This is a genomic window from Kribbella qitaiheensis, from assembly GCF_042657745.1.
GTDB lineage: Bacteria > Actinomycetota > Actinomycetes > Propionibacteriales > Kribbellaceae > Kribbella > Kribbella qitaiheensis.
The window spans coordinates 21,364-46,407 of the sequence record NZ_JBHSKE010000068.1 but is presented as its reverse complement, the minus strand read 5'-3'; the positions used below and the strand labels follow the sequence as shown (position 1 = coordinate 46,407).

At 67.5% G+C, this 25,044-nt stretch carries 22 protein-coding genes; 8 read left to right on the top strand and 14 right to left on the bottom strand.

Translation table 11 applies throughout. The annotated features are described in order from the left end of the window. Positions 1 to 474: 474 nt before the first annotated feature. The 3 genes from ACFPJ1_RS37870 to glnA all read right to left on the bottom strand — a co-directional run bounded on the left by ACFPJ1_RS37870 (position 475) and on the right by glnA (position 3,972). Positions 475 to 1,800, bottom strand: a complete 1,326-nt coding sequence (locus ACFPJ1_RS37870; protein ID WP_380111139.1) for an ApeA N-terminal domain 1-containing protein — start codon at positions 1,798 to 1,800, stop codon at positions 475 to 477. Between the two features lie 4 nt (positions 1,801 to 1,804). Beyond that, a complete protein-coding gene (locus ACFPJ1_RS37865) occupies positions 1,805 to 2,056 on the bottom strand; it encodes a helix-turn-helix domain-containing protein (protein ID WP_380111138.1) in 252 nt (83 codons plus the stop codon). Positions 2,057 to 2,547: 491 nt separating this feature from the next. After that, a complete protein-coding gene (glnA, locus tag ACFPJ1_RS37860) occupies positions 2,548 to 3,972 on the bottom strand; it encodes a type I glutamate--ammonia ligase (RefSeq protein WP_380111137.1) in 1,425 nt (474 codons plus the stop codon). A 168-nt stretch (positions 3,973 to 4,140) separates the two neighbouring features. Between glnA and ACFPJ1_RS37855 the strand changes: the two genes are divergently transcribed. Next, on the top strand, positions 4,141 to 4,605 hold the full coding sequence (locus ACFPJ1_RS37855) for an RDD family protein (RefSeq protein ID WP_380111136.1): 465 nt from the start codon (positions 4,141 to 4,143) through the stop codon (positions 4,603 to 4,605). A 49-nt stretch (positions 4,606 to 4,654) separates the two neighbouring features. On the opposite strand, the gene ACFPJ1_RS37850 is transcribed toward ACFPJ1_RS37855, so the two are convergent. From ACFPJ1_RS37850 to lipA, 4 genes are all read right to left on the bottom strand, one after another. Continuing rightward, positions 4,655 to 5,929 (bottom strand): class I SAM-dependent methyltransferase, encoded by a 1,275-nt coding sequence (locus ACFPJ1_RS37850; protein WP_380111135.1) that lies wholly within the window; start codon positions 5,927 to 5,929, stop codon positions 4,655 to 4,657. A gap of 85 nt (positions 5,930 to 6,014) precedes the next feature. Then, positions 6,015 to 6,386 (bottom strand): VOC family protein, encoded by a 372-nt coding sequence (locus tag ACFPJ1_RS37845; protein WP_380111134.1) that lies wholly within the window; start codon positions 6,384 to 6,386, stop codon positions 6,015 to 6,017. 107 nt (positions 6,387 to 6,493) lie between these two features. Then, positions 6,494 to 7,189 carry a DUF4191 domain-containing protein gene (locus tag ACFPJ1_RS37840; protein WP_380111133.1) on the bottom strand — a complete coding sequence of 232 codons (696 nt, stop codon included), beginning with the start codon at positions 7,187 to 7,189 and terminating at the stop codon, positions 6,494 to 6,496. Between the two features lie 33 nt (positions 7,190 to 7,222). Continuing rightward, positions 7,223 to 8,185 carry a lipoyl synthase gene (gene lipA, locus ACFPJ1_RS37835; protein ID WP_380111132.1) on the bottom strand — a complete coding sequence of 321 codons (963 nt, stop codon included), beginning with the start codon at positions 8,183 to 8,185 and terminating at the stop codon, positions 7,223 to 7,225. Positions 8,186 to 8,245: 60 nt separating this feature from the next. On the opposite strand from lipA, the gene ACFPJ1_RS37830 reads away from it, so the two are divergent. Both ACFPJ1_RS37830 and ACFPJ1_RS37825 read left to right on the top strand, forming a co-directional pair. Then, positions 8,246 to 9,640 (top strand): sensor histidine kinase, encoded by a 1,395-nt coding sequence (locus ACFPJ1_RS37830; protein WP_380111131.1) that lies wholly within the window; start codon positions 8,246 to 8,248, stop codon positions 9,638 to 9,640. Continuing rightward, positions 9,637 to 10,311, top strand: coding sequence for a response regulator (locus ACFPJ1_RS37825; RefSeq protein ID WP_380111130.1), 675 nt, complete (start codon positions 9,637 to 9,639; stop codon positions 10,309 to 10,311). The genes ACFPJ1_RS37830 and ACFPJ1_RS37825 overlap by 4 nt, the downstream gene beginning before the upstream one ends. A 28-nt stretch (positions 10,312 to 10,339) precedes the next feature. On the opposite strand, the gene ACFPJ1_RS37820 is transcribed toward ACFPJ1_RS37825, so the two are convergent. After that, positions 10,340 to 11,626 (bottom strand): hypothetical protein, encoded by a 1,287-nt coding sequence (locus ACFPJ1_RS37820; RefSeq protein WP_380111129.1) that lies wholly within the window; start codon positions 11,624 to 11,626, stop codon positions 10,340 to 10,342. A 223-nt stretch (positions 11,627 to 11,849) separates the two neighbouring features. Here ACFPJ1_RS37820 and ACFPJ1_RS37815 point away from each other — a divergent pair, with 223 nt between their 5' ends. The 3 genes from ACFPJ1_RS37815 to ACFPJ1_RS37805 all read left to right on the top strand — a co-directional run bounded on the left by ACFPJ1_RS37815 (position 11,850) and on the right by ACFPJ1_RS37805 (position 15,034). Beyond that, a complete protein-coding gene (locus tag ACFPJ1_RS37815; protein WP_380111128.1) occupies positions 11,850 to 12,731 on the top strand; it encodes an ABC transporter ATP-binding protein in 882 nt (293 codons plus the stop codon). Next, positions 12,728 to 13,960: an ABC transporter permease gene (locus ACFPJ1_RS37810; protein ID WP_380111127.1), complete on the top strand. Its 1,233-nt coding sequence runs from the start codon at positions 12,728 to 12,730 to the stop codon at positions 13,958 to 13,960. Before ACFPJ1_RS37815 ends, ACFPJ1_RS37810 begins: the two co-directional genes overlap by 4 nt. 108 nt (positions 13,961 to 14,068) lie before the next feature. Continuing rightward, a complete protein-coding gene (locus ACFPJ1_RS37805) occupies positions 14,069 to 15,034 on the top strand; it encodes a LysR family transcriptional regulator (RefSeq protein WP_380111126.1) in 966 nt (321 codons plus the stop codon). 73 nt (positions 15,035 to 15,107) lie between these two features. Here ACFPJ1_RS37805 and ACFPJ1_RS37800 read toward each other — a convergent pair whose 3' ends face one another. Then, a complete protein-coding gene (locus tag ACFPJ1_RS37800) occupies positions 15,108 to 16,505 on the bottom strand; it encodes a hypothetical protein (protein ID WP_380111125.1) in 1,398 nt (465 codons plus the stop codon). Between the two features lie 247 nt (positions 16,506 to 16,752). Then, positions 16,753 to 17,472, bottom strand: coding sequence for a lipoyl(octanoyl) transferase LipB (lipB, locus tag ACFPJ1_RS37795; RefSeq protein WP_132187771.1), 720 nt, complete (start codon positions 17,470 to 17,472; stop codon positions 16,753 to 16,755). 118 nt (positions 17,473 to 17,590) lie between these two features. On the opposite strand from lipB, the gene ACFPJ1_RS37790 reads away from it, so the two are divergent. Further along, on the top strand, positions 17,591 to 19,246 hold the full coding sequence (locus ACFPJ1_RS37790; RefSeq protein ID WP_380111124.1) for a protein kinase domain-containing protein: 1,656 nt from the start codon (positions 17,591 to 17,593) through the stop codon (positions 19,244 to 19,246). A gap of 46 nt (positions 19,247 to 19,292) precedes the next feature. Here ACFPJ1_RS37790 and ACFPJ1_RS37785 read toward each other — a convergent pair whose 3' ends face one another. From ACFPJ1_RS37785 to lpdA, 3 genes are all read right to left on the bottom strand, one after another. Continuing rightward, entirely contained in the window at positions 19,293 to 20,183 is an 891-nt protein-coding gene (locus tag ACFPJ1_RS37785) for a TIGR01777 family oxidoreductase (protein ID WP_380111123.1), read from the bottom strand. A gap of 114 nt (positions 20,184 to 20,297) precedes the next feature. Continuing rightward, on the bottom strand, positions 20,298 to 22,280 hold the full coding sequence (gene sucB, locus ACFPJ1_RS37780; RefSeq protein ID WP_380111122.1) for a 2-oxoglutarate dehydrogenase, E2 component, dihydrolipoamide succinyltransferase: 1,983 nt from the start codon (positions 22,278 to 22,280) through the stop codon (positions 20,298 to 20,300). A 107-nt stretch (positions 22,281 to 22,387) separates the two neighbouring features. Beyond that, positions 22,388 to 23,776: a dihydrolipoyl dehydrogenase gene (gene lpdA, locus ACFPJ1_RS37775; RefSeq protein ID WP_380111121.1), complete on the bottom strand. Its 1,389-nt coding sequence runs from the start codon at positions 23,774 to 23,776 to the stop codon at positions 22,388 to 22,390. A gap of 132 nt (positions 23,777 to 23,908) precedes the next feature. Here lpdA and ACFPJ1_RS37770 point away from each other — a divergent pair, with 132 nt between their 5' ends. After that, positions 23,909 to 24,226 carry a hypothetical protein gene (locus tag ACFPJ1_RS37770; protein WP_380111120.1) on the top strand — a complete coding sequence of 106 codons (318 nt, stop codon included), beginning with the start codon at positions 23,909 to 23,911 and terminating at the stop codon, positions 24,224 to 24,226. A 28-nt stretch (positions 24,227 to 24,254) separates the two neighbouring features. Here ACFPJ1_RS37770 and ACFPJ1_RS37765 read toward each other — a convergent pair whose 3' ends face one another. Next, positions 24,255 to 25,025: a carbon-nitrogen hydrolase family protein gene (locus tag ACFPJ1_RS37765; protein WP_380111119.1), complete on the bottom strand. Its 771-nt coding sequence runs from the start codon at positions 25,023 to 25,025 to the stop codon at positions 24,255 to 24,257. Between the last annotated feature and the right edge of the window lie 19 nt (positions 25,026 to 25,044).

Below are 25,044 nucleotides of genomic sequence, written 5' to 3'. Positions count from 1 at the left end.
CATCGCCAGATCACTCCTCGAGACCGGTGGCTTCAGGCCCCGACTACACCCTGGATCGTGAAGAGCCGGTAAACCGTGGGATGTTCGCAGGTATTACGAGCGTGTCTACGTCCCGAAAGGGTGGCTGCCTCATTGGCGAATCACGGACGAATGTCCTTCGCAGTCGGCCCGTTGTTTGTCTGAAGGGCATTGGGAGCTTGATGTTGTGCGTGAGATGACGGGGCGACGCAATGGCTGAGGGATTGCTGACCCGGGGCCAGATTCTGGACTTGCTTGACGACTTTATTGCGAGGCTGCCGCCGACTCATCGCGTGCGAGCACTACGCGAGGGCCCGAATCGGGAAGAACAACGCGCCTTTCAGGCGGAAGTTGCTGAGGCTGAGCGAGAGGCTGAGCGCAATCAGGGTGATGGTGACTGGGATGGAGACATTGACGACTGGCCCGGTTGCTGGGTCTGAACATGGCCCCGGAGGGTTAGAGCCGCTGCACGATTCCGCTGACCTCGTTCGTCATCCATATAAAACCCTGGCAATAGGTGGCTCGTTCGATTGCGGGTCCAGCTGTTGGGATTTGCGACAGGAAGCACAGGAGAATTAGCCAGTAGGCGGAGTTCGCCATATGCCAGTAGTGATCGATATTGGACGATGGTTGCTGGCTTCGGTTGTGGGCGTGCTCGTGCCGCTCTTCCTTCAGAAACTCGCTCCACTTCTCAACGTCGAATACGGCTGTTTCGAACCGGGGTCCTGCCAACTGAGCGAGCTGGATGAGTCGGGCTTTGAGCGGCATCTTCCTAGGGTTGTCGGGGATGCCGGTCAGTTCCCTGTGCAGACCTTCTGCCGCAGCTACGGCGTTTAGTAGCCGATCCTCGGAATACATTCCGGACCGCTCTTTCACGCTCATGATTCGAGCTAGGGTCCGCCGATGCTGAGAGGCGAGCGATAGCCAGGATTTTAGACCATCGGGTCCACCAATGTCCTCATAATTGAAGGCGATTTTCGGCAGTCGCTTTTCGTACTCGCCAGCTTTGATCCGCCACGTTGCATAGTGATCGATTTCGATGCGCCGTGGTGGTCGATCGCCCATCAGGAGGCGCTCACGCTCGGAAGTGGCTTCACGCGAAGGGTGGACTATGTCCGGGTGTTCGAATTGGACTTTAGTGAACGCGCTTAGGCGGTCGATTCCCATTGAAACGAAGTCTTGGACATCGCTGACTATTTCGAGCAAGTCGGATTTCGGCGTAAGGCCGTCAGTCCGGATTCTGACGCCGTATGTCTGTGACAGCGTGTACTCACGAGGCAGATTGCCCTTCTGCCCGATCCCGTGTATAAGCGCTATCTCACCGAAGTCGGTTGAAATCTCCTCATCGCTGAGCCGTTTCCCTGAAATGTTCGCAATCCATGTGCCTTCACTCGGCTGGAGTGGTGCGCCGCTTATTCCGCTCCTGCCTAGCCAGGAGGCCATATCTTCCAACTGGACATACATGGTGTCGAATTCGATTTCGTCATCGCTGGCAAAGTGAACGTTGGTGTATGCCTCGCCGATATTCCATGTGGATACCCCGGCGGTGTTTGAGAACGGATTTTGCCTGCGGTTCGTCTCAAGGCATCGATTAAGGGTGTATCCCTGCTCCTGCGATTGCCCAAGAATCCGCACGTAGTCTTCGGGTTGCCCATTCGCGCCTAGCAGACCGTCGAGCCGCAATCGACCCCCGGTTTCTGGATCAAAGGTCAGCGCGCCATGAACCTTGTGATCGGGCTCATCAGATAGCCAGAAGAGGCCAATGTCATCGAGCTTGTCCACCACGTCACTCCAGACCGAAGGTTTGGAACACCTCAGCCGGGGCCCCTCGCAGTAGCTCCCTGAGATCGATCTTGAGGGCTGCGCACAATGCGAGTGCGTCAGCCAATGTGACTCGCCTACTGCCGTTCTCTAGCGCGCCGACTGTCGCGCGTGCCCAATCCAATTCGTCGGCTAGGTCTTCCTGACGCATCCGAATGCGCGCACGCGCCGAACGCACGTTCGCTGCAACCAGCTTGTCTACCTCGTCCTGCGTCATGGCACCTGATCTTGCCTGCTGCTCACCCTGTCGTCATGTGAGGAAACACGGCTATAAGCCGCTGTTACCAGCGTATAGCCGCTGGTGCTGTTTCAGTTCTAGGATTCCTGGCATGAGTCTTGAAAATCTGGAGTTGACCAAAGCTGCGCCGTGCGACGGCGTGAACCCGATTACCGGTGCGCCGTGCATCCTGAGTTGGCACAGGGGGATGCATCTGGACGGGCAGGGGGTCCGCTGGCTAGACGACTGAGGGGCCCTGTGAGGCCCGTGAGGCGCTGGCCTAGCCCTGGTGCTGGCTGGGGCCTTGGGCCCGTCTGAGAGGCGCTGAGAGCCGCTGGCGCTAGCTCGGGTCAACCGAGTCAACGCGGGGTCAACGTGAGGGGCCTGAGCACACGGCAAGGGCCCCTAACCCTTGTGAGGCTAGAGGCCCTTGTTTATAAGGCTTTTCGTGACTGGGCAGGACTAGGGTCGAAGGGCCCTAAAGCCTGCGTTTAAACGTCGTAGTACAGCTCGAACTCGTGGGGGTGGGGGCGGAGCTGGATCGGGGCGATCTCGTTCTCGCGCTTGAAGTCGATCCAGGTCTCGATCAGGTCGCCCGTGAAGACATCACCCTCGAGCAGGAACTCGTGGTCGGCCTCGAGGGAGTCGATCACGGCCGGCAGCGAGGTGGGAACCTGGTTGACCGACGCGTGCTCCTCCGGGGGCAGCTCGTACAGGTCCTTGTCGATCGGGTCCGCGGGCTCGATCTTGTTGCGGATGCCGTCCAGGCCGGCCAGCAGCTGGGCCGAGAAGGCCAGGTACGGGTTCGACGACGGGTCGGGGCAGCGGAACTCGATGCGCTTGGCCTTCGGGTTCGAACCCGTGATCGGGATCCGGATGCAGGCCGAACGGTTGCGCTGCGAGTAGACCAGGTTGACCGGCGCCTCGAAGCCCGGCACCAGGCGGTGGTACGAGTTCACCGTCGGGTTGGTGAAGGCCAGCAGTGACGGGGCGTGCTTCAGGATGCCGCCGATGTACCAGCGGGCGACGTCGGACAGACCGCCGTAACCGGACTCGTCGTAGAACAGCGGGTCGCCGTTGCTCCACAGCGACTGGTGGCAATGCATGCCCGAGCCGTTGTCACCGAAGATCGGCTTCGGCATGAAGGTCGCGGTCTTGCCGGCCTCCCAGGCGGTGTTCTTGACGATGTACTTGAACTTCATCAAGTCGTCGGCCGCGGTCAGCAGCGTGTCGAAGCGGTAGTTGATCTCCGCCTGGCCCGCGGTGCCGACCTCGTGGTGGGCGCGCTCGACGGTCAGGCCGCTGATCTCGAGGTGCTTGGTGATGTCGTTGCGCAGGTCGGCGAAGTGGTCGACCGGGGGCGCGGGGAAGTAGCCACCCTTGTAGCGGACCTTGTAGCCGCGGTTACCACCCTCTTCGACCCGGCCGGTGTTCCAGGCGCCGGCCACGGAGTCGATGTGGTAGTAGCTCTCGTTCTGCTTGGTCTCGAACCGCACGTCGTCGAAGACGTAGAACTCGGCCTCGGGCGCGAAGAAGGCGGTGTCGGCGATGCCGGTCGACTTCAGGTACTCCTGCGCCTTGCGGGCGATGTTGCGCGGGTCCCGGCTGTAGGCCTCGCCCGTCAGCGGGTCGTGCACGAAGAAGTTGACGATCAGCGTCTTGTCCCGGCGGAACGGGTCGATGTACGCCGTGGTCGGGTCGGGCAGCAGCGACATGTCCGACTCGTGGATCTGCTGGAAGCCGCGGATCGACGAACCGTCGAACTGCAGGCCGTCCTCGAAGACCTCGGGACCGAATGACGACACCGGGACGGTGAAGTGCTGCATGATGCCCGGCAGGTCGCAGAACCGGACATCGATGAACGCGACGCCCTCGTCCTTGACGTAGGCGAGCAGCTCCTCAGCGCTGGAAAACATACATACTCCTCGGGGTGGCTCAGAGATTGTTCTGAACGTAGGCCCTGCCGATTACTCGGCCGTGACCCCAGTGTTTCGCGGATGTTACGCCCAGCGTGTCCGCGCTGACCCACTGGTGTGGGCGGGCAGGGGAGTGAGATCCCGGGCCGCCTCGGTAGCCTCGTCATCATGGCATCATCTGCACAATCCGGCGCAGGACCCACCGACGATTTCCGATATCCGGGCAATCGCCTCGGCCTGCCCGAGGCTGGTCCGGAGTCCGTAGCCGGCTGGGGGCGACGCATCGCCGCGCTCTTCGTCGACTGGCTGATCGCCGGCCTGATCGCTTCCGCGATCGTCAGCAAGCCCGTTTGGGCGGGCGGCAACGACCTCAGTACGGCCCAACTGGTCACCTTCTTCGCGATGACCGCGATCCTCACCGGCCTGGGCGGCGCCACCATCGGCCACCGCCTGCTCGGCCTCCGCGTCATCCCCACCAAACAAGGCGGCACCGGCTACGCAGCCCAGGTAGGCCTCCTCGGCGGCGCGATCCGAGCCCTGCTCATCTGCCTCGTCATCCCCGCGGTCATCTACGACCGAGACCGCCGAGGCCTCCACGACAAAGCCGCCAACACCGTCGTAGTCCGCCGCTGACCCGTACTCCGCCCCACGACCTGCTCGCCGCGTTCCGCGGAGTACTCGGTCAGCATTTGGTCAGGAGGAGTTGGACGTCGTCCAGGTAGCCGGCTCGGAAGCCGGCTTCGGAGTAGGCGAGGTAGAACTCCCACATGCGGCGGAAGGTGGCGTCGAAGCCGAGGTCGGCGATCTCTGGCCAGCGGTCGATGAAGCGGTCGCGCCAGACACGGAGGGTGCGGGCGTAGTCGGCGCCGAGGTGGCGGATCACGTGGGCCTGCAGGCCGGTGTGCTCCGCGGTGACCTGCTCGATCACCTTCACGGAGGGGATGAGACCGCCGGGGAAGATGTACTTCTGGACCCAGGTGAAGGTGTTGCGGGTGGCGAGCATGCGCTCGTGCGGCATCACGATCGCCTGGACGACGGCGACCCCGCCCGGGGCAAGCCGCCGCTCGATCGCGTCGAAGTACACCGGCCAGTACTTCTCGCCGACCGCCTCGATCATCTCCACGCTCAGCACCGCGTCGAACACGCCGATCTGGTCGCGGTAGTCACGCAGCGCGACCTGGACACGATCGCTGACCCCCGCGTCAGCGATCCGCCGCTGGGCGAGCAGCGCCTGCTGGGACGCGATGGTGATCGCCGTCACCCACGCGCCCCGCTGAGCCGCGCGGATCGCGAGGCTGGCCCACCCGCACCCGATGTCGAGCACGCGTGACCCGGACCGCACGCCAGCGGCGTCCAGGATCGAGTCGAGCTTGCGGAGCTGGGCCTGCGACAACTCGTCGTACGACGCGGTCGCCAGGTCGGCGGTGACGTCGTCGAAGTAGGCGGCGGAGTACGTCAGCGACGGGTCGAGGAACTCCGAGAACATCGCGTTGCTCAAGTCGTAGTGGCGGCTGACGTTCTCGCGGGCGCCGGCGCGGTCGTTCTCCTGGTCGCTGGGCAGGCTCCGGGTGACGAGCCAGCGCAGTGACTGGGCCCATTTCGGCAGCAGGTGGCGATCCTGGTCGGAGCTGAACCGCTCGGCGAACGGCATCAGCAGATCCGCCAAGTCGGTCCCGGGCTCGGGGTCCCAGTCACCGGCCAGGTACGCCTCGCCGAAGCCGGAGCCGGCGTCCTGCCCGAGGCGGTCGAGGAACGGCCCGGTCCGGTGCACCAGCATGCCCGGGCCGCCCCGGCCGTACTTCCGGTTGTCCATCGTGATGGTGGCAGGCAGATCCCGCGCGATGAAGCGGATCGCGGCGGCGGCCCCGGCCCGGCGTACCGGGTTCGAGCGCGGCGGCGCCAGCGAGGGCCACGTCTCCACGGCCGGTTGGTGCACCGCGGGGTAAAGATCGGTCATCTGTCTACCTCTGGTTTTCATCCGCTCCTGGTCGCACCCTAAGGCCGGTGGATGGCCATCGGGCGCGACACGAGGAGAGGGAGCTTCACCCGGCCCGTTGGCCGAGGACTAGCAGGTTGCCGTCGGGGTCCTCGGCACGCGCTTCCTTCTCCCCCCACGGCTGGTCGGCCGGTTCCTGGGTGATCCGCGCACCTGCGGACCGGATCTGCTCGACCGACGCGACGATGTCGTCCACGTACAGCCACAGGCAGATCGCCGGGGTGCCGGCCGGACGCCGGTACTCCGGGTCGTGGCCGAGGCCCAGCGAAGCCTTGCCGAAGCGCACGCTGACGTACGCCGCGGCGCCCTCGGGCGGGAACTGGTACACCTTCTCCCCGCCGAGGACGTCGGTGTAGAACGGCAGCAGCCGCTCGAGATCAGCACTCGTCACGATAGGGAAAACGTCGTCGACGGCCATCGGGTTGCCTCCTCGTTCGTGCGGATGGTCTCACCCTTGTCTGACGAACGAGGATTTCGTGGATCGACCGGCCCGCAGTACGGGCCGGACGGCAGCACAGTGGAGGCTCAGCGGCCCTTCATGGCCTGACGGGCGCCCTTCATGCTGGTCGGCACCGGGCCCTTCGGCATCGGCACCTGCGGGCGGACGGCGTCGAGCGCCTTCAGCCGCTGCAGCAGATCGGTGATCTCGGACGGCTGCAGCGCGGCCGGGAGCTTCATCACGTGCTTGGTCAGCTTGCGGATGTCGATCTCGTCCTCGCCCTGACCGGCCATGATCTGGATCACCGGCGCGCCGCCCGCGACCCGGGTGTGCTTCTTGCCCTCGGCGGCGAGCAGGTTCTTCACCCGGCTCGGCTGGCCCTCGCCGACCAGGATGATGCCCGGGCGGCCGACCACGCGGTGCACGATGTCGGCGTTCTTGGTGACCGCGATGGCGGGCGTCACGGTCCAGCCCCGGCGCAGTGTCTGCAGCGCGGACGCCGCGGCACCGGCCTGACCCTCGATCTGGCTGTACGCCGCCTTCTCCACCCGGCGGCCGAAGATGATGGTCGCGGCCAGGAAGCCGAGCGCGACGCCCAGCGGGATCCAGATCAGCGGCGGCCCGACGAACAGGCCGAGGGCCACGAACACGACGACCACGCCGAGGAAGATCCCGGCGAGCACCAGACCGATCCGCGGGTCGGACTTCTTGGTCAGCTGATACGCCGACCGGATCTGCTTCAGCCGGCTCGTCTTCTCGGCGGGCGCGTCGTTCTTGGCCATCTCTACCTTGTCTTCGTCAGGCGGTTCAGTCGGTCAGGCGGTCTGGGAGGTCTGTGCGGCGGAACCCGCGGACGTCATCCGGGACTCCACAGCCTGACGGTACAGCCGACCGGCCCGGTACGACGAACGCACCAGCGGTCCGGACATGACTCCGGCGAAGCCGATCTCCTCGGCCTCCTCCTTCATCTCGACGAACTCCTCGGGGCGCACCCAGCGCTCGACCGGGTGGTGCCGCACCGACGGACGCAGGTACTGGGTGATCGTGATGATCTCGCAGCCCGCTCCGTGCAGGTCGCGCAGTGCCTGGCTGACCTCGTCGCGGGTCTCGCCCATGCCGAGGATCAGGTTCGACTTGGTGACCAGGCCGTAGTCACGGGCCTGGGTGATGACGTCCAGCGAACGCTCGTAGCGGAAGCCGGGGCGGATCCGGCGGAAGATCCGCGGCACCGTCTCGACGTTGTGCGCGAACACCTCGGGGCGGGACGAGAACACCTCGGCCAGCTGCTCGGGGACCGCGTTGAAGTCGGGGGCGAGCATCTCGACGCCGGTGCCCGGGTTCTGCGCGTGGATCTGGCGGATGGTCTCGGCGTACAGCCAGGCGCCGCCGTCGGCCAGGTCGTCGCGGGCGACGCCGGTCACGGTCGCGTAGCGCAGGCCCATCTTGGTGACGGACTCGGCGACCCGCCGGGGCTCGTCACGGTCGAGGGCGAGCGGCTTGCCGGTGTCGATCTGGCAGAAGTCGCATCGCCGGGTGCACTGGTCCCCACCGATCAAGAAGGTGGCCTCGCGGTCTTCCCAACACTCGAAGATGTTCGGGCAGCCGGCCTCCTGGCACACCGTGTGGAGCTCCTCGGACTTCACCAGCGCTTGAAGCTTCTGGTACTCCGGGCCCATCTTGGCGCGTGTCTTGATCCACTCGGGTTTGCGCTCGATCGGGGTCTCCGCGTTGCGCACTTCGAGTCTGAGCAGTTTCCGTCCTTCTGGAACGATCGTCACGCCCACCAGAGTACGCGGCGCGCCGGGTGACCTGGCCGCCCACCCGTAGGCTGGCCAACCATGTCCACCTCCCAGCCCGGGACGCCGCCGGCGACCGGTACGCCGAACACCGAGTGGCTCCGCCCGGGGCCCACCCGCAGCGAGCAGCGCCGGGACATCCTCCTCGGTCTGGGGATGGCCGCGGCCGGCGTGGTCGGCACCGAGCTGGCCAAGGGCACCTCACCCGGCCCGGTGGAGATGGGGGCCGGAGGCATCGAGGCGTACGTGCTGAGCGCGGCCGTCGCGCTGCCGCTGTGCTTCCGCCGCCGGTATCCGCTGACCGTGCTGCTGGTCGTGTCGGTCCTGTTCTTCACGTCCGGTGAGCGGGTGCCGTTCGCCTTCGCCGGCAACCTGGTGACGCAGATCTCCCAGTTCATGGCCCTGTACTCCGCGGCCGCCTGGGCGAAGGACCGCCGCCGGATGAAGCTGACGATGGTGGTCGTCTTCGTCGGCATGTTCGTCTGGCTGTTCCACGGGTTCGTGGAAGCCCTGCAGACCGACGCGATCAAGGGTGCCGACCAGGGCATGCTCTCGCCGTACGTGTCGTTCGTGCTGCTGAACTTCGCGCTCAACGTCCTCTACTTCTTCGGCGCCTATTTCTGGGGCCGTACCGCGTGGGGCGTGGCCCGGCAGCGGCACGAGCTCGAGCAGCAGGCGATGGAGCTGGCCGCCCAGCAGCAGGAGAACGCCCGGCGCGCGGTGATCGACGAGCGGCTGCGGATCTCCCGCGAGCTGCACGACGTGGTCGCGCACCACATCAGCAGCATCGGCATCCAGGCCGGGGGAGCCCGGCGGGTGATGAACTCCGACCCCGAGGCGGCGAAGAACGCGCTGAGCGTGATCGAGAACTCCAGCCGGACCGCGGTCAACGAGATGCGGCAGCTCCTCGGCATGCTCCGCGCGGCTGACCCGGACCTCGACGAGGAGATCGGCGTACCGGCGTTGAAGGCTCCGCAGGCGGGTGCGGACCGCCTGCCAGCTCTGGTCGCCACGGCCGGCGGGGAGGGCCTGTCGGTCGGGTTCCACCAGATCGGGCAGCCGGTCGACCTGCCGGAGACGATCTCGGTGTCGGTCTACCGGATCGTGCAGGAGGCCCTGACGAACGTACGGCGGCACTCGACCGCGCGCACGGCCCATGTCACGCTGCGTTATATCGGTGACACCGCGGTCGAGGTCGAGGTGATCGACGACGGCCGCCCGAAGCACGCACCCGTCGGCAGCCGGCTCGGCCACGTCGGTATCCGTGAGAGGGTCGGCCTGCTCGGCGGGGAGAGCGAGATCGGACCACGTCCGGTCGGCGGCTTCCGCGTCCGAGCCCGGATCCCGCTGCAACCTTCCTCGCCGTCCACCGGTGAACCGCAGATCCCCGAGGATTCCTGGGTAGACAATTCCGCCGTCGAAGGGGCACAGCAATGAGCGAAGCCGGTACGGCGATGCGCGTGCTGCTGGTGGACGACCAGGATCTGGTCCGGGCGGGATTCCGGATGATCCTCTCGGTCGAGCCCGACATCGAGGTGGTCGGGGAGGCGGCCGACGGCGAGAAGGCGGTCGAGCTGGCGACCGAGCTGCGCCCGGACGTGGCCCTGATGGACGTGCAGATGCCCGGCCTGGACGGAATCGCCGCGACCCAGCGGATCGTCTCCGCCGACGCGGGCAAGGTGGTGATCCTGACCACCTTCGACCGGGACGACTACCTGTTCGAGTCGCTCGGTGCCGGAGCCAGCGGCTTCCTGCTGAAGAACACCGCGCCCGAGGACCTGGTCGAAGCGATCCAGGTGGTCCACTCCGGCCACGCCTTGCTGGCCCCCGAGGTGACCCGGCGGGTGATCAAGCGGTTCACCGGCGGCGGCGAACGCGTCTACCGCCCGGACCTGGTCGCCGACCTGACCGAACGCGAACGCGAGGTCCTCGGCCTGATCGCACGCGGCCTGACCAACACCGAGATCGCCACCCAGCTCTTCGTCGGCGAGGCCACCGTCAAGACCCACGTCTCCCGCGTCCTCCTCAAGCTAGGCCTCCGCGACCGCGTCCAGGCAGTCGTCTTCGCCTACGAATGCGGCCTCGTAGTACCAGGCGACGAGCACTGAGTGGCGCTGTCGTGAGCCGTACTTGGGGCTACGCCCGCTGGGCGCCGATCCACACCCGCTCCGCTTCGGCGAGGAACTGGTCGAACCACGGATCAGTGGGCTGAAGAACGAACTTCGGTTCGCCTTCAGCCTGGTAGGTGTAGTACTCCACGAAGATCGCTGATGTCGGTCCGCGCTGGATCTCTGGAGCATCAACGGCGATCACGCCGGTCGCTATCGGATGCGCGGTGAGGCGGACTTCAAGGGAGCCGCCGGTAGCCGCCGCGAGTTCGGCCAGCAGGCGCAGCGACTGCTCGATGCGAGCTCGGGCCGAGTCGCTAGATCGCTCGGCGTAGTACCGCTCGGCGGCGACCCCGACCGCTGCCGAGGTGGGTTCGATGAGCAGGAACCGCATCTTGCAGCCGCGCTGAAGCCACTTCTCGAATCTCGTGTAGTTCTCGGTCAGCAACGTCGTGCGGGCGACGCCGGTGATGAAGAGATCTTTCGCGGACTCCATGGACGTGAGGAGTTCAGGCCCGAACGATTGAGCGAAGCTCGGCTGGGCGATCGCGTCGAGTCGCTGCTGGTGAGTGGGCGGCCACGGCGTACCCGCGTTCCACAGTCGCTCCGCTTGCCGTTCGTAGAAGCTGAACCAGCCACCGGCGGATTCGTCGAAATGCATGATCGGTCCCGGCTCGCCGGCGGGATGATGCTCAGCGTGCTGGATGGTGATGCTGGCCGACCTAACACTGCGCAGGAGGTTCACGCCGAGGGGCGGTACGAACTGCGCCACGCGGATCTCGAGGTCTCCGCCGGTGCTGGTTCGTAGCTCGTCCAGCTCATCCAGCGTCGTCTTGATGCGCTGGGACAGGAGGGCGGTGCGTCCCGGGGGACGGACCAGGGCACCTTGGCGAACCAGTTCCTCGTCAGTCGGGTCCAGGAGAAGCACGCGGAGCCTGGCACCGCGAGTCAGGGCTCGGTAGAAGTCGTCGCGGCCGCCCTGGATCGTCCGTGCCAGGGCGATGCCGATCAGGAGGATGTCATTCGCCTCGGCTCGTTGCCTGATCAGGTCTTCCGGGAACTCACGCAGCAGTACCTCGCGGGAGCCTGTGTGGTCGGTCGCGATCTCGGCGACCAGCTTCCGGGACTTGATCTGAGCGAACGCCAACGCTGCCAGCAACGCGAGGATGGCGGCGCTCAGCACGTTCATGCTGGCGACATCGACGATCCCCAGCACCGTGAAGACAGCGGCTGTGAGGGTCAGCAGCCAGAGGTCGACGTTCTCATCGGTCAACAAGCGGTGGGCGGCACGCAGAATCGCGCGGACGGATTTCACCTGCCAACCCTATGGGGCCGGTGTCACTTGGACGGCCACTCCGAGTGTCCCGGGATCAGACCGGTTGGGGTGGTGGTCCGCCCTGGGGATGACCTGGGTGATCACTCTGAGGGGCGACGTGCGGTGGGGTGCGTCCTGACTAGCGTGGCAGTCACTTCCCGACGGGAGTGGCTGGGCGTGTGCCCGGTCAGGGGGCCGGAGCAGTAGAGGATCGGTGAACGGGATGCTGAGCGTGGCTGGGTTGACCCGGCGGTTCGGTGATCACCTTGCGTTGGATGACGTGAGTTTCGACGTCGTACCGGGTCGGATGACCGGGTTCGTCGGGGCGAACGGAGCCGGCAAGACGACGACCATGCGGATCATCCTCGGGGTGCTGGCCGCGACCAGCGGCGAGGCGCGGTGGAACGGCGCACCCCTGACCCACGAGGTCAGGCGCGACTTCGGCTACATGCCGGAGGAGCGAGGGCTGTACCCGAAGATGAAGATCCGCGACCAACTGGTGTTCTTCGGGCGGCTGCACGGGATGGACTCGACCCGCGCCGCCGAGCGGACCGACAAGATCCTCGGCCGGCTGGGTCTGGCGGAGCGGGCGGGCGACGTGCTGGAGACGCTGTCGCTGGGCAACCAGCAGCGCGTCCAGATCGCCGCCGCCCTCGTGCACGAGCCGATCGCGCTGGTGCTGGACGAGCCGTTCAGCGGACTCGACCCGCTCGCCGTGGACGCGATGGTGGACCTGCTCCGCGAGGAGGTCACGCCGGAGGTCCCGGTGCTCTTCTCCAGCCACCAACTGGAGCTGGTCGAGCGCCTGTGCGACGACCTGGTCGTACTCTCCCGGGGCAAGGTCGTTGCCGCCGGCTCCGTTGCGGAACTCGCCGCCGGGCCGACAGCGACGTACCGGATGGTGGTGGACGGCGACGCCGGCTGGCTGCGTGACATCGCGGGCATCAAGGTGCGCGATGTGGACGGTGCGACCGCGCTGTTCGACGTGGAGGCCGCGGGCCAGGAGCAACAGATTCTGCAGCAGGCTCTCAGCCGCGGCGCGGTGCTCGAGTTCGGGCCCGAGCGCGTCGCGTTGAGCGACGTCTTCCGGGAGGCGACCCGATGAGTACCCAGACCCAGAACAAGACGATCCAGAACGAAGAGACGCCGCGCAAGGCCGCCCCGCGCAAGGAGACCCTCCGGCACCCGTGGCAACTGGTGGCGCAGCGCGAGATCAGTACCAAGCTGCGGGACAAGACCTTCATCGGCTCGACCGCGTTCATGCTGATCATCGTGATGGCGGCGGTGATCATTCCCGCGCTGATCGCGGGCAACAACAGCCCGGACAAGATCGCAGTACTGAACGACGCCGGCGCGAAGGTCGTGCAGACGGCCGATGCGATCAAGGGCGGCGACAGCTACGAGGTCACCCGTGCGACGGACTCGGCCGCGGCCGAGCGGATGGTGGTCGACGGTGATGCCAAGGCCGCGCTGCTGCCGGGCGACAACGGGTACGTCGTACTCGGCGACGACCGGGTCGACACCGACCTGCAGAACAGCCTGCGCGAGGCGGCGGTCAACCTCGGGATGGAGCAGAACGCGGCGCAGGCAGGGCTGACCCCGGAGCAGTTGCGGGCGAACACGCAGGTGCAGGAGCGGCTGCTCAATCCTGGACCGCTGCCAGAGATCGTGGCGGACTTCGTAAACATCGGTCTCGCGCTGGTCTTCTACATGACGGCGCTCGGTTTCGGCATGATGATCGCGCAGAGCGTCGTGCAGGAGAAGGAGAGCCGGGTCGTCGAGATCCTCGCCGCCGCGGTGCCGATCCGGGCGCTGCTGTGGGGCAAGGTGATCGGCAACACCGTGCTCGCGCTCTCGCAGATCGTGGTGATCGCGGCCGCGTCGCTGATCGGGCTGCTGGCAACGGATCAGGCCGACATCCTCGAGGTGATCGCGCCGGTCGCGGGCTGGTTCGTGGTGTTCTTCGTGCTCGGTTTCGTCGCGCTCGCGGGCTTGTGGGCGGTGGCGGGTTCGCTGGCCACCCGGCAGGAGGATCTCGGCTCGACCACCTTGCCCGGTCAGATGATCCTGATGGTCCCGTTCTTCTTCGCGGTGTTCGCCGGTGCGGAGGCCAAGACGGTCGCGTCCTTCATCCCGATCGCGTCGTCGATGGCGATGCCGGGCCGGATGCTGACCGAGGACGTACCGCTCTGGCAGCCGCTGCTCGCCATCCTGATACTGCTGGTGGCAACGGTTCTGATCGTGCGCCTCGGAGCTCGCCTGTACGAGCGGACGCTGCTGCAGACCGGCCGGCGGCTCGGTTACCGAGAGGCGATCGCGATCAAGGCGTCATGACTTATCGTCACAGGATCGCCAGCGTTACAGGAATTTTGTAGGCTGTGACAAAACCGCAACACTCGGTATCTGTGTGTGGGGACGGCAACTCGACTACGGTCACAACGCATGAACGTCGAGCTGCGCCACTTGCGGGTGGTGGTCCTGGTGGCAGAAGCGGGGTCCGTCGGACGGGCCGCCCGCTGGCTGAAGGTCAGCCAACCCAGCCTGACTGCGCAGCTGAAACGGATCGAGTCGGCGTTCGGCGGTGAGCTGTTCGAGCGCTCTCGCACGGGAGTCACCCCGACACCGCTGGGCCGGTACGCCGTGGACCGGGCGCGGGCGATCCTCGTCGACGTGGATCACCTGTCCGCGACGGTCTCGGCGATGACCGCCGTGGAGTCGAGCGCGGTCCGGCTCGGCGGGTTCCCGACGGCTCCGATGTCGGGGATCGCCAGCCGGCTGCGCGACCACGGCGAGATCGAGCAGGTCAGCATCGAGGTCGAGTGGGCCACCAGCGTGCTGCTCCAGCAGTTGGAGAGCGGTCGGCTCGACTTCGCCCTGCTGCGGGAGTTCCCCGGCTTCGAGCTGCGGCTTCCGACCGGGGTCGACGCGTGCACGATCGTGGAGTCCGAAAGTGCCTACGTGGTGATGGCGGCGGATCACCCGTTGGCCGTGACGACCAGGCATCGCGGTGAGATCGACCTGGCCGATCTGTCCGACGAGGAGTGGATCGGAGAACCGCCGGACGACAGCGGCTTCCACGTGCTCTTCCGCGCTGCGTGCGAAGAGGCTGGATTCGCCCCGAAGGTCGAGCACCACTCGGTGGACACGTCCGTGCTGATGGGTTTCGTCACCAGTGGTCAAGGCGTCGCGCTGATCTCGCCCACGTCGTACCGGATGCTCTCCAGCGATGTGACCACCCGGCCGCTCGTCGGAGACCCGATCCACCGGCGCCTGATGCTTGCCTGGAGCACCGAGTCACCGCGCGCCCAGATGGCGCCGGACGTCTGCCAGATGGCGATCCGCGCCTACGACGAGGCATTCGCCGAACACGCTCGCTGGGGCCAGCACCAGCGCATGCACGTCGCCTGAACCCACACGCAGAAGGCCGGCCTCCTCATCGGGGGTGCCGGCCTTCTGTCTGTACTTCTGCTGTGATTCGGGGTCAGGCGCCTGCGGGCCGGAACTGGCCCGGCAGGTCCATGATCCTCGGACCCTGCGGCCGAGCCTCCTCTGAAACCGGAGGATTCTCGAACGCCCCCACATGGACCTCACCGGTGTCATCGACATGCGGCCCATCCATCCGCTCCCGGTACTGCTGCCCCATCTGCTCGTTCCGCTCCAACCTCTGCCCGGTCGTCGCCACGTCGTACCGCGGCGCGACGCCAGCCTTCGGCGCGTCATTCTCAGGAGCGGCGGGCGTCGGTGCGTCGGGCGCGGCAGCCTTGGGAGCCTCGGGTTGCGCGGCCTTCGGAGCCTCGGGCTGGACTGCCGTCGGTACCTCGGGTGCTGCGGCCTTCGGCACCTCGGGTTGTGCAGCCTGCGGTACTTCGGGGCGCACGGGGGTGCTCGCCACACCGGATGCCGGTGCAGCCGGGGACGCGGCAGCGGCAGCCGTGGGCGCCGCGGGTGCGACCTGAGTCTCGTCGTCAGCGCTTCCGGTGCCCTCAGCAACAGTCTCGTTCTCGGCAGCCTGCGGACGGTCAGGCTCTTGAACCGTCATGTCCTCGTCGGCTGCGTCGGCTGCCTCGTCCGGCTTGTTCGTTGCCTCGTCGCGGGATTCGGTCGCGGGGACGGTCACCGTCTCGTCGCGATCCGTCGGCACGAGCACGGTCTCGTCGGCGCTGTCCCCGGCATCCGTCTCGTCGCCCGCGCGGCGGTACTCCGAGGTGTCGTCCCGCCCCTCTTCCAGTTCCCGGTCGTGGTCGACGCCCGAGGTGGCGAACTGCGCGGTCTGATCGTCCGCCTGGTTCCGCGGCGGATACGGTGCCGGGTCCTCGTCGAACAGGTCGTCGTAGTTGCTGTTCCCGAAGTTGCTGCCGAACCGGTTGTCCACAGCCGGTTGATAGGCGCCCCCGGCAACCGGGTAGTCAGCGGTCACTTCCGCCTCCTGCTGCGCCTGGGCCAGCTCCTGCTCGCGCTGGAGACGGTCTGCCTCGGCGCGATCACGCCGACGCCGCTGCATGGCCTGGACGATCAGCTGGATCCCGAAGACCAAGGAGATCACCGCGAGGATCGGCACCACGCCGTTCAGCGTGTACTGCTTGATGCCGTCGATCATCCCGGTCGTCACACCCGGCACGTCGTTGAGGAAGTTCGTCATCCGGTTGGGGATCCAGTGCACGGTGTAGATCATCGCGCCGAAGGTCAGCGCCGCACCGAGCGCCGCGGCACCCGAGAAGTACGACACCACGGTCCAGAAGATCAGCGCCCCGATGCCGTAGGCAAGCGCCATCTCCTTCGCGTTCAGCTTGACACCGCCGTCCGCCGCGAGGACGCCGAACATCGCGGGCCCGACGAGCGCTACGGCGATGCCAAGGAGGAAGCCGAGAAATTTGGACACATCCCCACCGTAGCGACGTTTCCCCTCCGCACCCCGCCGACACTTCGCGCAATCTTTACGTCTAGCCGGGCGCGTATGCCGCGTAATCCCCGGCAACACATCCCACACGACCCCACGCGCACACACCCCGCAGCACCCCGATCACACACGGCATCACCACGTGTTCGTCAGCGTGAATCCCAACCCACGGAAGACCGCGGCTGGGCTGGAGATCGCATAGAGACGCCCGGTACGCCGGTGCGACGCGTCAGACGGTCAGGCCGTAGGTGATGCCTGCTGGGGTCGGGTCATCTTCGTGGTCCAGGTCAGGAGTGCGCTCGTACTCTTCCCAGGCGAGCAGTTTGTCCAGGTTCCGGCGTACCGGTTCGAGGACTTCAGCGATCGGGACGTCGCGGCCCAGTTCCTTGGAGAGCGTGGTGACGTCAGCGTCGGAGATACCGCACGGGACGATCCGGTCGAACCAGGCGAGGTCGTTGTCGCAGTTCAGCGCGAAGCCGTGCATGGTGACGCCCTGCGCCACCCGGATCCCGATCGCCGCGATCTTCCGCTCGCGCCCACGCTCGTCCGCGGGAACCCAGACACCACTGCGCCCCTTCACCCGTCCGGTCCGGACGCCGAGCTCGGCGCACACCGCGATCAGGGCTTCCTCGAGCCTGCGGACGTAGTCCACGACGTACACGTGTGAGGCGAGTTTCACGATCGGATAGCCAACCAGTTGGCCCGGGCCGTGCCAGGTGATCTTGCCGCCCCGGTCGACGTCGACCACCGGCGTCCCGTCCATCGGCCGCTCGTGCGGCTCGGTCCGCTTGCCGGCCGTGTAGACCGGCGGGTGCTCGAGCAGGATGACCGTGTCGGATCCGGTGCCCTCGGCAACTTCCGCGTGCAGACGGCGCTGCTCGGCCCACGCCTGCTCGTAGTCGACCGCGTCGGCGCCGAAGCCGGCCTCCACATAGTTGATAGCTCTCACGTCTTCGAGTGTATGCGGACCGCCGCGGCGCCGTTCGCTCCCGTCCACAGGACGCCTGTCAGGCCTCGCTGTGGATAACTTCGGCCGGTCCGACGGCGATTCGTGCACTCTCTTGGGCATGGCACTCGAAGACATCGCCGGCTACAGCCTGCGCCGTGGGCTCGGGTCCGGATCGGTCGGCGCCGTCTGGCTGGTCCGGGACCTCGCCTCCGGCCGGCACACCGTGCTCAAACGCATCCCCAAGTCCGCCGTCCCTACGCCCAACGAATTCCGCGACGACCTGGCTCGCGCGCGGGGTATCGACCACCCGCACGTGGCCCGCCTGCTCGAAGTACGCCAGACCGACCGCGAATGGCTCCTCTTCAGCCAGTACGTCGCAGCCGGCACGCTGTCGGCTCTTCTCCAACGACGGGGACCGCTTTCCCTGGGCGAACTGGTGACCCTCATCAGCCCGCTGGCCCAGGGCTTGGCCGCAATGCACCGCGCCGACCTCACCCACACCCGCCTGAGCTCGGACAACATCATGTTCGACGCCGACGGCCGCCCCGTCCTCACCGACCCAGGCCTCCGCCTAGACGCGCCGAACACCCCCGCCGACGACCTCAAAGCCCTAGGCGACCTAGCCCTCCAATCCGGCGCAGACCCCAAACTCTTCACCCCCACCCTCTTCACCACCCCCGGCGACGACATAGCCCAACACCTCCTCTCCTTAACCCCACCCACCCCCATAGACCTCGGCTTCACCCCCAACTCGGCAAACACCTCCGCGGAGTCGGCCGCACCGGCAACCGCCGCCCCGGCAACAGTCTCCCCGGAGACAACCGGCCCGGCGACCACCAATCCCGAGTCGACCAGCCTTGGCGCCACCGGCTCTGGCTCTGCCAGGCCTGGCACCGCCGGGCGTCGGCTGGCCGGCCTGCGGTCGTCTGGCCTGGGATCCGCCCGCGCTGGGCTCATCGGCTCCGGCCGGGATCGAGGGGTAGTGCGTCGTGGGGGAACGGATGGCCCGGGGACCACCATGGGCCGCGTGGGGCTTGGGGTCACGCGTGGCGGCTCCTCACGGCGTACGAGGGCTGCGCGCTCGGGCGTTCGCAGTACCGGGAAGGCGGGGGCTCAGCGGGGTGGATCTGTTGCGAGGGTTCGAGAAGGCTTACAGACAAGGCGTTCTGCTTGCGGAATCCTGGCGGCCTGCGGAGTCGCTGCGCTCATCGTGCTTGGCATTGGTCTTGCAACGGTCGGTGTACTGGGGCAACCAGCAACCGGGTCGACGACAACCGCAGGCACCCGGCAGAGCTCCTCAGCAACAAGCCCGGTCAGGAGCGCGAGCCCGGGGCCTGTCACGGCTTCTGGCAAGCCGGGGGAGCCTCCGGGGAATTCCACGCGGGCGGCTGAGGACAGCAAGCGGTGGTTGCAGACTCTGCAGAGCCTTGACCGCCGCCGATCGCAAGCGTTCTCCACCTTGAATCCGGCTGACCTCGACGCGATCTACGTGCCCGGTAGTCCGCCGTGGTCGTCCGACCGTTCTCTGCTTGCCTCCTACCTTAAGCAGCAGGTCCGCGTGGAAGGCCTACGCATACGGATCGGAACTCTCATCGTCGAACACCCGGGCGACGAGACCGTCGTACTCCGAATCGTCGACCGGCTGATCGCCGGCGCGGCTGTGACCCGTTCCGGCCAACGAACACCGCTCCCACCTGGTTCACCAACTACCCGCCGAATAACCCTCACTGCCAGCAACACCAGTTGGCGAATCTCAGCAATCACCACCACGTGACCGAGAACTCCAGCCAACGACCGGACCACCTTTGTGGAGGTGGGGGCTAGTGGTTGAGGGCGGAGGCTAGAGCCTCTGGGGAGGTGGGGTGGGTGAAAGTGAAGCCGGTGGATTGGAGGGTGGTGGGGAGGGCTCGTTTGCTGCCGATGAGCTCCCAGGCGAATTCGCCGAGTGCGGTGGTGAGGGCGATGGCGGGGATCGGGACGAACGCCGGGCGGTGGAGGGCGGCGGCCAGATCCTTCGTGAATTGCCGGTTCCTGACGGGATTGGGGAGAACGACGTTCACCGGGCCGCTGACCTGGTCGTTCTCGGCTGCGTGGCGGACTGCTCGGAGCCAGTCCGTCAGGGAGACGACAGGGAAGTACTGCTTGCCAGAGCCCAGGCGACCGCCGACGGCAAGGCGGAAGGGAAGGGCGAGGAGTTGGAAGGCGGGGGCGGCGTGGTCGAGGACAACACCGGTCCGGAGGGTGGCGACACGGCAGCCGGCTTCGCGGGCCGGGTCGGCGGCGCCTTCCCAGAGGCGGACGACGTCCGAGAGGAAGCCTTCGCCGAGCGGGGTCTCCTCGGTGAGGATCTGGTCGCCGCAGTCCTTGCCGTAGCCGCCGATTCCGCTCTGGGTCAGGAAGACGGGTGGTCGTTCCATCTGAGCGGCGGCGGTGGCCAGGGTCGAGGTGGTGCTGACTCGGCTCTCGCGAATCGTCTTCCTGTACGTCGGGGTCCAGGGCCGGCCGACGTTCGCGCCGGCCAGGTTGATCAGGACGTCGGCTCCATCGAGGGCGGCCGGGTCCAGCTGGCCCTGGGCGGGATCCCAGCGGACCTCGCTCGGCTGGCTCGGGGCGCGGCGTACCAGCCGGACGACCTGGTGGCCGTCGGCAAGCAGATCGCGCGCGAGGGACTTGCCGAGGAAGCCGGAAGAACCAGCCAGCACGTACTTCATCGTCAGATCCTCCCGGGATCGACTCGGAGTTCATCGTCGGCGTCAAACGGCACCGACCCGTCGCGAGAGGCGTACTCAGGCGGCGGGTCGGCGACGAGGGTGGAGCGGTGGTGATCAGACGTCGAACTGGGCTTCTTCCAGGCGCTGCTTGACCGCGGTCAGGTAGCGGGCGGCGTCGGCGCCATCCACCAGGCGGTGGTCGTAGGTCAGGGCCAGGTAGACCATGTGGCGGATGGCGATGGTCTCGCCCAGTTCCGGGTGAGTGATGACGACGGGGCGCTTGACGACCGCGCCGGTGCCGAGCATGCCCACCTGGGGCTGGTTGAGGATCGGGGTGTCGAAGAGGGCGCCGCGGCTGCCGGTGTTGGTGATGGTGAAGGTACCGCCCGCCATCTCGTCCGGCAGCACCTTGTTGTTGCGGGTGCGGTCGGCGAGGTCGGCGATCTTCTTCGCCAGGCCCGCGATGTTCAGGTCGCCGGCGTTGTGCACGACCGGGACCATCAGGCCCTTCTCGGCGTCGACCGCGATGCCCAGGTGCTCGGCGGCGTGGTACGTCACCTCACCGGCCTCGTCGTTGATCGAGGCGTTCAGCTTCGGGTACTGCTTCAGCGCGTCGATCGCGGCCAGCGCGAAGAACGGCAGGAAGGACAGCTTGACGCCCTCGCGGGCCTGGAACTCGGCCTTCTTGGCGTTCCGGAGCTTGGCGATCTCGGTGACGTCCACCTCGACCACGGTGGTCAGCTGCGCGGAGACGTGCAGCGAGTTGACCATGTGGTTGGCGATGGCCTTGCGGATCCGGCTCATCTTCTCGGTAGTACCGCGCAGCGGGCTGATCGCCGGAGCGGCCTTGGCCGGAGCGGACGAGGCCGCGGGAGCCGAAGCCGCGGGAGCAGCAGCGGCGGCCGCCTTCTTGGCCTCAGCGGCTGCGATCACGTCCTGCTTGCGGATGCGGCCACCGACGCCGGTGCCCTGTACTGCGCCGAGGTCGACCTGGTGCTCGGCGGCCAGCTTGCGGACCAGCGGGGTCACGTAGTTCGGGCCGTCGGAGGAGGAGCCGTTCGACGAGGCGGCCGGAGCCGGAGCCGACGGAGCCGGAGCCGAAGGAGCTTGGGCCGGTGCCGACTGCGGGGCCGGAGCCTGCGCGGCGGGCTGAGCCGACTGCGGTGCGGGAGCCTGGGCGGCGGGCTGAGCAGCCGGTGCCTGAGCCGGAGCTGCCTGCGGGGCAGGAGCAGCAGCCGGCGCCTGGGCCGCGGGGGCCGGGGCAGGAGCGGCGGCGGCCGGTGCAGCCGCAGCGGGAGCCGACGCGGCGGGAGCGGACTCGGCCGGAGCAGCGGGGGCCGGGGCAGAGGCGGCGGGGGCTGCGTCGCCGGTGCCGACGACGGCCAGCTCGGCGCCGACCTCGACAGTCTCGTCCTCGGCGACCTTGATCTCCAGCAGCTTGCCTGCCACCGGCGACGGGATCTCGGTGTCGACCTTGTCGGTGGAGACCTCGAGCAGCGGCTCGTCGACGGCGACGTCGTCGCCGACCTGCTTGAGCCAGCGGGTCACGGTGCCCTCGGTGACGCTCTCACCCAGCGCGGGCAGGGTTACCGACGTGCCGGAGGAGGCCTGGCCTGCGGCCGGGGAGGCCGCTTCGGCCGGAGCTGTGGCGGGGGACGCGTCGCCGGCCGGGGCCTGCGGCGCGGGGGCCTCGGCAGCGGGGACCTCCTTGGCCGGAGCCTGCTCGGCCGGAGCCTGAGCGGCCGGAGCCTGCTCGGCAGGAGCCTGAGCAGCCGGAGCCTCCTGGGCGGGTGCGGCCTGAGCCTCGGCGGCCGGGGCCTCCTGAGCAGGAGCGGCGTCCGGAGTACCAGAGCTTTCGCCGGCGTCGCCGATCACGGCGAGCTCGGCGCCGACCTCGACGGTCTCGTCCTCGGCGGCCTTGATCTCCAGCAGGGTGCCGGCCACGGGCGAGGGGATCTCGGTGTCGACCTTGTCGGTCGAGACCTCCAGCAGGGGTTCGTCGACGGCAACCGTGTCACCGACCTGCTTGAGCCAGCGGGTGACGGTTCCTTCGGTGACGCTCTCCCCGAGGGCCGGCAGGGATACAGAGGTCGGCATGACGGTCGTTGCTCCTTCGTCTGATCGGTCGAGTGTCAGCCTACGGTGCCGCCCGAACGGGCGCCCGCCGGGTCACGGCGGACACGCCCGTCACAGCAGCACCAAACTTACTGGTGGAAGTGCAAGGGCTTTCCGGCCAGCGCGAGGTGCGCCTCGCCGAGAGCCTCGTTCTGGGTCGGGTGGGCGTGCACCAGCGGCGCGACGTCGGCGGGGAAGGCCTCCCAGTTGTAGATCAGCTGGGCTTCGCCGATCAGCTCGCCGACCCGGGAGCCGACCATGTGCAGGCCGACCACGGCGCCGTCCTTGGCGCGGACGAGCTTCACGAAGCCCTGGGTCTTGAGGATCTGGCTCTTGCCGTTGGCGCCGAGGTTGTAGTTGAGGATCTCGACGTCGCCGTACTTCGCCTTCGCCTGCTCCTCGGTGAGTCCGACGGAGGCGACCTCGGGCTCGGAGTACGTGACGCGCGGGATGCCGTCCTCGTCGATCAGGGCCGGGTTCAGTCCGGCGATGTGCTCGGCGACGAAGATGCCCTGCTGGAAGCCGCGGTGCGCGAGCTGCAGGCCGGGCACGATGTCGCCGACCGCGTAGACGCCCGGGACGCTGGTCTGCAGGTGCTCGTCGACGGTCACGAAGCCGCGGTCGAGGGCGATCCCGACCTCCTCGTAGCCCAGGCCGGCGGTGTTCGGGCCACGGCCGACCGCGACCAGCAGTACCTCGGCCTCGATCACCTCGCCGCCGGCGACGGTCACCTTGACCCCGTTCTCGACCAGCTCGACGGACTCGAACGGCGTACCGGTCTTGAAGCCGATCTTGCGCTTGCGGAACGCCCGCTCGAGCGTCTTGCTGCAGTCGGCGTCCTCGGACGGCACCAGCCGGGGGAGCGCCTCGACGATGGTCACCTTGGTGCCGAACGAGGTCCACGCGCTGGCGAACTCGACGCCGATCACGCCGCCGCCCAGGATCACCGCGGACTCGGGCACCCGGTCCAGCGTCAGCGCGTGCTCGCTGGCGATCACCCGGCGGCCGTCGAGCTCGAGGCCCGGCAGGGATTTCGAGTACGAGCCGGAGGCGATGATGACGTTCTTACCCGTGTACGTCGTACCGGCGACCTCGACCGTGGTCGGGGAGGTGAGCCGCCCCTCGCCCTCGATCACGGTGATGCCGCGGGCCTTGATCTGCCCCTGCAGGCCCTTGAAGAGCCGGTCGACGACGCCGTCCTTGTACTTGTTCACGCCGCCCATGTCGACACCCTCGAGCGTCGTCCGGACCCCGAACTGCTCGCCCTCGCGGGCCGAGTCGGCCACCTCGGCGGCGTGCAGCAGTGCCTTGGTAGGAATACAGCCGCGGTGCAGGCACGTGCCGCCCAGCTTGTCCTTCTCCACCAGGGCCACGGACATCTCCAGTCCCGCGGCCCGCAGCGCGGCGGCATAGCCACCGCTACCGCCGCCGAGGATCACCAGGTCGTAGAACGTGTTGCTGTCTGCCGTGTTCGTCACAGGTTCCTCCGTGGGCGTCAGGTCGGTGGGCGGCCCCGGATCGCGGAGTTCCGGCCCGGCGTCATCTTGTCACCGCCGGCCCGCTGCGTCGCTCCCGGCCCGGATTTGCCGGAATGGTGGACACTTGCTCCCATGAAGTGGTTCGGTCGCCGGCAGAAGCCGGGAACGATGCGCAAGTCGGACACCCCCGACCAGGCGCACCTGCGGGAGTTCGCCCAGACGCGGCAGGGTGTCGAGGGTTTCGTCGAGCCACGCACGGCGGTGACCGACTACACGCTGCTGCTGGTCGCCATCGACGGTGAGTGGACCCGTCGACGGGTGCCATCGGTCGAGTGGGCGCACACCTTCGCCAACAAGCTCGGCATCCCCTCGTACGACGCGGCTGTGGTCGGCTACCCGCCCCGGATGCGCGAATTCAACGCCCGCCAGAAGAAGAACGGCCTCGCTTGATCCCCAATCCCGACCAGCGCCCGCCGCCCTAGAGGATCGGCACGCGGGCCCGGATCGTGCCAGGCAGGTCGGTGTCGATTGTGCCCAGCAACAGTTCCGGCTCCGAGCCGAGCCGTGCACACGCATGCCCGATCGGGTCGATCAGCGCGCTGCGGCCGATCCCCAGCGGGTCAGTGCCGGCAGGCGGAGTCCAAGCCTGGTCGCACGCCAGCAGCCAGGACTGCGCGTCCGAGGCCCGCGCCTGAGTCAGCAGATCCCACTGCTCTTCCTTACCCGGCCCTGCTCCCCAGGAAGCCGGTACGACGACAAGGTGCGCTCCTGCACGCCCAAGTGCCGTGAACTGATCGGCGAAGCGCAAGTCGTAGCAGGTGGCCAGCCCTACCGTCACCCCGCGAACCTCGAGCGTCACCAGCTCCTTGCCAGGGGCAACCAGGTCGGACTCGCGCGACCCGAAGGCGTCGTACAGGTGGATCTTGCGGTAGGAAGCCTCGACGTCCGGCCCGGTCGCGAGCAGCGTGTTGTGGACGCGCCCGTCGCTGGCCGGCTCGAAGAGTCCCGCGACAACGACGATGCCGAGTTCCGCGGCCACCTTGCGCAGACCGGTCGCGAACGGCCCGTCGAGTGGTTCCGCGACAGCGCGGAGATCCGTGCCGAAGGCAGCCAAGGTGGCCTCGGGGAGCGCGACGAGCTCAGCCCCCGCGGCGGCGGTCCGGCGTACGGCGTCGGTGGCGGTAGCTAGGTTGGCTACTGGATCCACGCCGGTGCGGATCTGGGCCGCGGCCACTCGCAAAGATGTCATGAACCCTCCAAAGACTGTA

Coding starts and splice junctions, on each gene's coding strand:
- ACFPJ1_RS37865 (WP_380111138.1), bottom strand. CDS start 2,056: ATGACGCAGGACGAGGTAGACAAGCTGGTTGCAGCGAACGTGCGTTCG.
- glnA (WP_380111137.1), bottom strand. CDS start 3,972: ATGTTTTCCAGCGCTGAGGAGCTGCTCGCCTACGTCAAGGACGAGGGC.
- ACFPJ1_RS37855 (WP_380111136.1), top strand. CDS start 4,141: ATGGCATCATCTGCACAATCCGGCGCAGGACCCACCGACGATTTCCGA.
- ACFPJ1_RS37850 (WP_380111135.1), bottom strand. CDS start 5,929: ATGACCGATCTTTACCCCGCGGTGCACCAACCGGCCGTGGAGACGTGG.
- ACFPJ1_RS37845 (WP_380111134.1), bottom strand. CDS start 6,386: ATGGCCGTCGACGACGTTTTCCCTATCGTGACGAGTGCTGATCTCGAG.
- ACFPJ1_RS37840 (WP_380111133.1), bottom strand. CDS start 7,189: ATGGCCAAGAACGACGCGCCCGCCGAGAAGACGAGCCGGCTGAAGCAG.
- ACFPJ1_RS37830 (WP_380111131.1), top strand. CDS start 8,246: ATGTCCACCTCCCAGCCCGGGACGCCGCCGGCGACCGGTACGCCGAAC.
- ACFPJ1_RS37825 (WP_380111130.1), top strand. CDS start 9,637: ATGAGCGAAGCCGGTACGGCGATGCGCGTGCTGCTGGTGGACGACCAG.
- ACFPJ1_RS37815 (WP_380111128.1), top strand. CDS start 11,850: ATGCTGAGCGTGGCTGGGTTGACCCGGCGGTTCGGTGATCACCTTGCG.
- ACFPJ1_RS37810 (WP_380111127.1), top strand. CDS start 12,728: ATGAGTACCCAGACCCAGAACAAGACGATCCAGAACGAAGAGACGCCG.
- ACFPJ1_RS37805 (WP_380111126.1), top strand. CDS start 14,069: ATGAACGTCGAGCTGCGCCACTTGCGGGTGGTGGTCCTGGTGGCAGAA.
- ACFPJ1_RS37790 (WP_380111124.1), top strand. CDS start 17,591: ATGGCACTCGAAGACATCGCCGGCTACAGCCTGCGCCGTGGGCTCGGG.
- ACFPJ1_RS37785 (WP_380111123.1), bottom strand. CDS start 20,183: ATGAAGTACGTGCTGGCTGGTTCTTCCGGCTTCCTCGGCAAGTCCCTC.
- sucB (WP_380111122.1), bottom strand. CDS start 22,280: ATGCCGACCTCTGTATCCCTGCCGGCCCTCGGGGAGAGCGTCACCGAA.
- ACFPJ1_RS37770 (WP_380111120.1), top strand. CDS start 23,909: ATGAAGTGGTTCGGTCGCCGGCAGAAGCCGGGAACGATGCGCAAGTCG.
- ACFPJ1_RS37765 (WP_380111119.1), bottom strand. CDS start 25,025: ATGACATCTTTGCGAGTGGCCGCGGCCCAGATCCGCACCGGCGTGGAT.